The organism is Streptomyces sp. NPDC093510, from assembly GCF_040683555.1.
In the GTDB taxonomy this organism is placed as follows: domain Bacteria; phylum Actinomycetota; class Actinomycetes; order Streptomycetales; family Streptomycetaceae; genus Streptomyces.
Window position 1 is genome coordinate 105,183 of the sequence record NZ_JBFBEE010000031.1, and the last position, 7,080, is coordinate 112,262.

At 72.0% G+C, this 7,080-nt stretch carries 7 protein-coding genes; 3 read left to right on the plus strand and 4 right to left on the minus strand.

Features of this window, described 5'->3' with window-relative positions; translation table 11 throughout:
- The first annotated feature begins 43 nt into the window (after positions 1-43).
- Positions 44-1,330, plus strand: coding sequence for an MFS transporter (locus AB0N81_RS35840; RefSeq protein WP_365365969.1), 1,287 nt, complete (start codon positions 44-46; stop codon positions 1,328-1,330).
- Between the two features lie 111 nt (positions 1,331-1,441).
- Positions 1,442-2,425 (plus strand): sigma-70 family RNA polymerase sigma factor, encoded by a 984-nt coding sequence (locus tag AB0N81_RS35845; protein ID WP_365365971.1) that lies wholly within the window; start codon positions 1,442-1,444, stop codon positions 2,423-2,425.
- On the opposite strand, the gene AB0N81_RS35850 is transcribed toward AB0N81_RS35845, so the two are convergent.
- The 3 genes from AB0N81_RS35850 to AB0N81_RS35860 form a co-directional block, all read right to left on the minus strand.
- The gene (locus AB0N81_RS35850) at positions 2,336-2,707 is read right to left on the minus strand and encodes an STAS domain-containing protein (protein ID WP_365365973.1); all 372 of its coding nucleotides are present in this window, start codon (positions 2,705-2,707) and stop codon (positions 2,336-2,338) included. The two genes, AB0N81_RS35845 and AB0N81_RS35850, sit on opposite strands and share 90 nt — an antisense overlap.
- A 37-nt stretch (positions 2,708-2,744) precedes the next feature.
- Positions 2,745-4,646 (minus strand): DUF4157 domain-containing protein, encoded by a 1,902-nt coding sequence (locus AB0N81_RS35855; protein ID WP_365365991.1) that lies wholly within the window; start codon positions 4,644-4,646, stop codon positions 2,745-2,747.
- A gap of 362 nt (positions 4,647-5,008) precedes the next feature.
- Positions 5,009-6,253: a helix-turn-helix transcriptional regulator gene (locus AB0N81_RS35860; RefSeq protein WP_365365975.1), complete on the minus strand. Its 1,245-nt coding sequence runs from the start codon at positions 6,251-6,253 to the stop codon at positions 5,009-5,011.
- Positions 6,254-6,362: 109 nt separating this feature from the next.
- On the opposite strand from AB0N81_RS35860, the gene AB0N81_RS35865 reads away from it, so the two are divergent.
- The gene (locus AB0N81_RS35865; protein WP_365365977.1) at positions 6,363-6,527 is read left to right on the plus strand and encodes a hypothetical protein; all 165 of its coding nucleotides are present in this window, start codon (positions 6,363-6,365) and stop codon (positions 6,525-6,527) included.
- A 185-nt stretch (positions 6,528-6,712) separates the two neighbouring features.
- On the opposite strand, the gene AB0N81_RS35870 is transcribed toward AB0N81_RS35865, so the two are convergent.
- Positions 6,713-6,937: a hypothetical protein gene (locus AB0N81_RS35870; protein WP_365365978.1), complete on the minus strand. Its 225-nt coding sequence runs from the start codon at positions 6,935-6,937 to the stop codon at positions 6,713-6,715.
- Positions 6,938-7,080: the final 143 nt, after the last annotated feature.

Sequence of the window (7,080 nt, forward strand, 5' to 3'; positions counted from 1 at the left end):
CCATGCATTGGACGCATCAAAACTCCGGCCGTACGTTCGTGGCATGCCTCCTGCCAGTAGCGGGGCGTCCGCCACCCATGCGGTCGCCCCCGCCCCGTCGTCCCCCGCCGCCGATTCACGTCTGACCCCGGGCGGACCCGGCTACCGCCGGATGAGCTTCGCGCTCTTCCTCGCGGGCGTCGCCACCTTCGCCCTCCTCTACTCCACGCAGGCCCTCCTCCCCCTCGTCTCCGCCGACTTCGGCGTGAGCGCGAGCACGGCCAGCTGGACGGTGTCGGGCGCCACGGGCGCACTGGCCCTCTTCGTCCTCCCGCTGAGCGCGCTCAGCGAGCGCTACGGACGGCGCGCGATGATGACGGCCTCGCTGACCGTCGCCGTCGCCGTCGGACTGCTCGTCCCCTTCGCCCCCTCCGTCGAGGTGCTGATCGCGCTGCGCGCCGTGCAGGGCGCGGCCCTCGCCGGGCTTCCCGCGTCGGCGATGGCGTTCCTCGCCGAGGAGGTGCGGCCCAAGGCGCTGGTCGCCGCGATCGGCATGTTCGTGGCGGGCAACTCCATCGGCGGGATGAGCGGGCGGATCGTCACCGGCTGGGCCGCGCAGGCCTGGGGCTGGCGCGCGGCGGTCGGCGTGGTCGGTGTCATGGCGTTGCTGTGCGCGGTCGCCTTCCGCGTGCTGCTGCCCGCGCCGCGGCACTTCACCCCGGGGACGCTCAGCCCCAAGTCCCTCGCGCGTACGGTGCGTACGCATCTGTCGAACCCGCTCCTGTGCAGGCTGTACGCGATCGGCGCGCTGTTCATGACCGTCTTCGGCGCGGTCTACACGGTCATCGGGTACCGCCTCACCGAGGCGCCGTTCTCCCTCCCGCAGGGCGTCATCGGCTCGATCTTCCTGGTCTACCTCGTCGGCACCGTCTCCTCGGCGGCCGCGGGGAAGCTGGTGGCCCGGCTCGGGCGGCGCGGGGCTCTGTACCTGGCGGTGAGCACGACGGCGGGCGGGCTGCTGCTCTCCCTCTCCTCCTCGCTGGTCCTCGTCCTGCTGGGCCTCGTACTGATCACCGCCGGTTTCTTCGCGGGGCACGCGGTCGCGTCGTCGTCGGTGAGCCGTACGGCCACGACCGGGCGCGCGCAGGCGTCCGCGCTCTACCAGTCCGCGTACTACCTGGGCTCCAGCGCGGGCGGCACGCTCGGCGCTGTCGCCTTCCACGCGGGCGGCTGGGCCGGGACCGTGGGGCTCGGCATCCTCGCCGTGCTCGGCGTCGCCGCGGTCACGGTGTGGGGTTCGCACGCCGCGCGGGCGGAGTCGCGGCGCGGTCTCGTCGCCGGCTCCTGCTGATTTAACCTGCGGGTTTTCCCGGTCCGGGGGCCGTTGTCAGTGGGCTGCGGTAGCTTCCGATGTGTTGGGCCTCACATCGGGCCCTTCTGGCAGCCACAGGGGTGGGTGGGGATGAGCGACATCGCAGGAACGACGACCGATCTGGACGTCACGCTGGAGAAACACCGCGTCGAACTGACCGGGTACTGCTATCGGATGCTGGGCTCGGCCTTCGAGGCCGAGGACGCCGTGCAGGACACGATGGTGCGCGCCTGGCGCAGCTTCGAGAAGTTCGAGGGCCGCTCCAGCGTCCGCTCCTGGCTGTACCGCATCGCGACGAACGTCTGCCTGGACATGCTGAACGCGGGCAACCGCCGCGCCCGCCCCATGGACCTGACCGCCGCCGCCCCGCTCGCCCAGGCAGCGCTCACCCCGCGCCCGGACAACACCTGGCTGGAGCCGATGCCGGACTCCCGCATCCTGCCGACCACCGGGGACCCCGCCGAGGCCGCGGTCGCCAAGGAGTCCGTGCGGCTCGCGTTCGTCGCCGCCCTGCAGAGCCTGCCGCCCAAACAGCGCGCCGTGCTGATCCTGCGCGAGGTCCTCGCGTGGAAGGCCGGCGAGGTCGCCGAGCTGATCGACACCTCCGTCGCCTCGGTGAACAGCGCGCTGCAGCGGGCCCGCGCCACCCTCGCCGAGCGGCCGGCGGACGACACGGCCGTCTCCGACCCGCTCGACGAGGAACAGCAGAAGCTCCTCGAACGCTACGTGGCGGCCTTCGAGGGGTATGACATGGCGGCGCTCACCGCGCTGCTCGCCGAGGACGCCGTCATGACGATGCCGCCGTTCGACCTGTGGCTGCGCGGCACGGCGGACATCACGGGCTTCATGTCCACCATGGGCGCGTCGTGTGCCAACAGCCGCCTGATCCCGGTGGACGTGAACGGCACCCCGGGCTTCGCGCACTACAAGCCGGACCCCGACAACGGCGGCTTCATGCCGTGGGCGATCCAGGTCATCGAGATCTCAGAGGGCCGGATCGCCGGCTTCCACTGCTTCCTGGACACCCCGCGGTGGTTCCCGCTCTTCGGGGTGCCCCTCCACCTCGACGACTAGCCCGAGGAGTTCGACGAGCCCGACGAGGCCGAGCAGCGCAAGCAGCCCGGGGCCCGGATTCCTGAGACGGATCCGGCCCCCGGCCCTGCGGGCGGCGAGGTGCAGCCGGGCCACAGCGTCGACGGTCGTCAGGTCGGCGGTGGTGACGGCGGCGACGTCACAGATCACGTCGCCCCCGTCCGGTCCGTGCCGGGCCGCCGCGACCCGCTCGCACAGGTGCGGGACGTCGGCCGGGCGCAGCGGTCCTTCGATGCGGATGAGGTTCTCTTCTGAAGCAGCCACGCAGGGTTGACCGGCCCGGCGGGCGGAACTCATCGGTTCAGGTCGCGGCCTGCCCCTGCGGCCGCTTCCGGACACGCAGGGTCAGGGGGTTCACGAAGTCACCCCGCCCGTTGTCGTACTGCTGCTCGTGGAACGTCTGGCCCGCCCCCGACCCGTACATGCGGAAGAACCACTTGCTGTTCCATTCGTTCTCCGCTTCCGTGAGCCGCTTGAACTCCTCAAGCCCCTTCTGGGCGCTCCCGGTGAGCTCGCGCAGGAGCTTGTTCACCCCGTCCGCCGAAGAGAGCGACGACGGCGGAACCTTGCCTCCCGGCCGCAGCAGGGGGACGGCCGTCTTCTTCTTGAACTCCTCCACGAGCTTGGGGAGCAACTCGTCCAGCGCGTCCCCGGTGTTCCCGGTCCGGGTGTAGTTCTCCAGGGTGACGCGGTCCCGGCCGTCGGCGCTCATCGCGGCCACACCCGCGAAGTGGAAGCCCCAGATGTCCTGGGGCCGCTCGGTCGGGGTCGCGGAGCCGGCGAAGTCGAGTTTGTCTTCCTGCCCCAGCGAGACCGTCGTGTAGCCCTCGCCGACCACGGGGGCCGCGGCCTTGTTCACCCCGAGTCGGGATGCCGCCCCGTCCATCTCCCCGGGGTGCTCGCGCAGGGCGCCGCCGTACCTCTGCGGGGTGGGGCCCTCCGGCGCGTCGACCTCGTCGGAGAGGTTGTCGGCCACGGAGACGGCAGTGCTGTTCTGCCAGGGCATGTTGTCCCGGCCCTCCAGGACGACCTCCATGTTCCTCCCGCCCATCAGCTCCCTGGCCACGTCGATGCACTGGGACTTCAGCAGGTCCGCGAACCCCGACCCGGCGTTCTTCGGGGCCTCGACGGTGACCGGCTGCACGCGCTTGAGTACCACGGAGCCGTTCGGGTTCGCCGGGTTCTGCACGGTGATCTGCGGTCCGCGCGCCTCCAGCTTGTAGCTGCTCCCGACGCCTTCCAGGGCGGTGTTGCTCGCGGCGAGGACGTCTCCTGTCGCGTAGAACTCCTTGGGTTCGCGCTCGGTGTCGTGCACGGCCAGGGTGCCGTCGCCCGCGACCCTGAGCGGCAGGCCAAGGGGGGCGTCGAGCTGCACTCCCTGTTCCTCGGACTCGTCCTGCCTGAACGGGTCGTGGGCGCGGGACCCCACATGGTCCACGCTGTGCTTCGAGGGCCGCTCGGGGTCCGGGATCAGGGCGCCCGCCGGTGACTGCGACTGGAAGAAGGGGCGGTCGTCCTGCTCGCTGACCAGGCTCTTGACGGTCCCCTGGGCGTACCGCTGGATGTCCGTGCCGTGCTGCCGCGTACCGGTGGCCGGGGTCGCGTCCCGCTCCGTCCGGGGAGCGGGGTCCGACGACAGGACCCGGTGGGCGTTGGCCTCGGCCTCGCGCTCGAACCGGTCGGAGGGGTCGGAGACCTTGAGCCCCGCCCCGTTGTCGGTGCCGGCGACCGGGCCCCGCCGCTGCTGGATGACGTGGGTCAGCTCGTGGGCGAGGGTGTGCCGGTCGGCGCCGCCGTCGCCGATGACGACGTGGCTGCCGGAGGTGTAGGCGCGGGCGCCGACCTCGGCCGCGGAGGCCTTGGCGGCGGCGTCACTGTGCACGCGGACGTCGGAGAAGTCGGCGCCGAGCCGGGCCTCCATGTCGGTACGGGTCGCGGCGTCCAGCGGCCGCCCGGCGGAACGCAGGACGTCGTGCACGGCGGACCGCTGCACCTGCGGCGTTTCTTCCTGCGCCCTTTCTTCCTGCGGTCCTTCTTCCTGCGACCTTTCTTCCTGCGGACCCCGTGTCTGTGGACCCCGTGCCTGCGGCTCCCGTGTCTGCGGCCCCGGCACTCGCGGCTCTTCGACGCCGTGGCCGCAGCCCGCGCCGTGCCGGTGCGCTTCTGCTTCCGCCGGGACCGGGTGGCCGGCCTGCCGGAGCATCTGGACGACGGCCGCGTTGCCCGCGCCGCGTTGCAGGGCGAGCAGCCCCGCGGGGCCGGGGGCCTTCCGGTCCGGGGTGCGCCGGGCCGGGGCCGGGCCCCGGGCGGGTCCGGCGCCGGTGTGATCGTGAGCGTGCACGGTGCGGTCCTCCCATGCGGGATGAGGTCGTCCCTGCATACGCGCGGGCCGCGCCCCGGGTCCAGGTCCGCGAGGGCACGAACACTGACCGAACGGGCATCTGGGCCCCTCCCCCCGCACGGGGCTCCGCCCGGTGCAGTTTCGTAGTGACTACAACCTCTGACGTGCAGGAACGGCCGGATTCAGGGTGTCCGGCCATTCCAGATTGACACTCGAACCGTTACCTAGGTGGCCGGATGGTCCGCGAGCACGGCCCGGACTTCGGGGATGTCGTCGAAGTCGGCGAGCCGCGCGATGACCACCCGGGCGCGTTCCGAGGTGCGGTCGCTTGCCACGTCGGCGGACAGGTCGAACATGCGCAGTGCGGTCGCGGCGGCCTCTTCGGGCTCGTTGGCGTCGGCGTAAGCCACGGCCAACCACGACAGGTACAGCGCCAGTTCCCGGGCGTGCGTGGTGTCGTACCGGGACAGCACACGAGACAGCAGCGGGACGGCCCGCAGTGGTCGGCGCAGCTCGGTGAACACCCGGGCGTCCATGACTTCCAGTTCGTCACGGGACACCCAATAGGCCCAATCCGGGGCCCCGGGGCCACCGTCGGCGGACAGGGCGTCATGCGCCTGCCCCAACGCCCGCATGGCGCCTTGGGCATGGGGGCGGCCCGCCTTCGCGTGGGCCCATGCCACGCGGTCGAAGAACAGGGCGCGGGTCTGCGCGGGGGCGTCGGGACCGGCCTCGCGTACGGCGGCCTCCGCGAGGTCGACGCCTTCCAACTCCCGCCCGGTGTTGGACATCTGGTAGGCGAGTGATCCGGCGAGGTTGGCCACGAGAGCGCCGTCACCGGCCTGCCGGGCAGCGGAGATCCCGAGCCGGTACGCCCGCTCTGCCTGCTCGTGCTCCCCGGCGTCCGAAGCGATCCAACCGGCGATCTGCGACAGCTCGCCGACCTGCACGAGCAGCGTGTTCCCGGTCGTCTCGTCGTACGTCGAATCCCGGTGCAGATGGACCGCGCGGGACAGCTCTCTGAACGCCCGGTCGATCAGATCGCCCCCGGCCAGGACATCATCCGCGAGGCGCAGGCCGTGCACCCGTCCGGCCAGAGCGGCCACCGTGGACGCCCCGATGCGGCGGCCGGTGGGTGTATCCGGCGGCTCCAACGGGTCGCCGGGGGGCAACAGTTCGGCAAGCGTGGCGAACGCCCCGGGAAGGCGTCCGGCGGCATCTCCCCGGGCGTACGCGGCGGCGGCCTCCAAGGTCTCCGACTGGGCCCCGAGAACGGCCGCCAGTGCGGGCAGCCACGCGCCGGGGATGCGCTCGCCCCGTTCCCACCGGGACACCTCGTTGCGGGTCATGGACGCGGTGCCGGACACGGCGCACAGCCGGTCGGCGAGGCCGCGCTGCGACAGCCGGGCGTCCCGGCGCAGCCGTGCCAGGTAGGTGCCGAACTGCCGCTTGCGTTCCGTGGTGTCCATGCGGGCCTCCCCCGCCCACATTCTGGCCCCTCCCTGGCCCCCTGCGCGGCGCCTCCGCGAGATCCGCCCGAACGGGAAGGTGGCGTGACCTGCGAGGGGATGAGTCACCATGGCGATGGCGATCAAGGTCTACAAGATCGACGAGAACGGGCGACGGACGAAGATCGTCCCGCGCTACGAGGTCGGGGCCGGGGACCCGGAGCGGCTCGTGGTCGATCTGGGCCACCCCCCGTGCCAGTGCCCCCGGCACCGGGGCGTGAGGGTCGCGCGATGACCACCGCCCCGGACACGGACACGATGTCGGCGGAGTGCGCGCTCGCGCAGCGGCCGGGATATGAGGATCTGCACCGGGAGTGCCGCCGCACGGAGGATGTCCCGCTGCCCCACTCGGTAGGCATTCTGCTCGTGCGCCGGTGCGGCTGCCCCTGCCACGGTTTGCAGCGTTTGCTCTGACCACGATCACTGGTCGCCGAGACGCGCGAAGTCGCCGCGGGTCTTGGACGCGCACCGCGAGGCCGACCGGTCGTTGTCGACGTACGGCATGCCGAGCGTGACGCCGTGCTCGGCGGCTTCGTCCGCGTTGTCCGCGTGCTGCTCCGTGACGGAGCGCTGATGGCCGCTGTTGCCCTGGGACACCCGGAGGTACTCGCGGCCAATGATCGTCTTGTGCTCGGTGCGGGTCATACCTCCGGTGTGCCCGGGTACTAGGCACTACGAAAATGGGCCGCCCCGGACCCCGCTCCTCAAACGCCGGAGGGGCTGAGAATCAAGCGCGGGGAACTGCGCGTCTTTTTTTGGGGGGGCGAGCCCCCCCCCCCACGCACCCC

Excerpts from the sequence above, each read along its gene's own strand:
- AB0N81_RS35855 (WP_365365991.1), bottom strand. The coding sequence starts at position 4,646 with ATGCTCCGGCAGGCCGGCCACCCGGTCCCGGCGGAAGCAGAAGCGCAC.
- AB0N81_RS35860 (WP_365365975.1), bottom strand. The coding sequence starts at position 6,253 with ATGGACACCACGGAACGCAAGCGGCAGTTCGGCACCTACCTGGCACGG.
- AB0N81_RS35865 (WP_365365977.1), top strand. The coding sequence starts at position 6,363 with ATGGCGATGGCGATCAAGGTCTACAAGATCGACGAGAACGGGCGACGG.
- AB0N81_RS35840 (WP_365365969.1), top strand. The coding sequence starts at position 44 with ATGCCTCCTGCCAGTAGCGGGGCGTCCGCCACCCATGCGGTCGCCCCC.
- AB0N81_RS35845 (WP_365365971.1), top strand. The coding sequence starts at position 1,442 with ATGAGCGACATCGCAGGAACGACGACCGATCTGGACGTCACGCTGGAG.
- AB0N81_RS35870 (WP_365365978.1), bottom strand. The coding sequence starts at position 6,937 with ATGACCCGCACCGAGCACAAGACGATCATTGGCCGCGAGTACCTCCGG.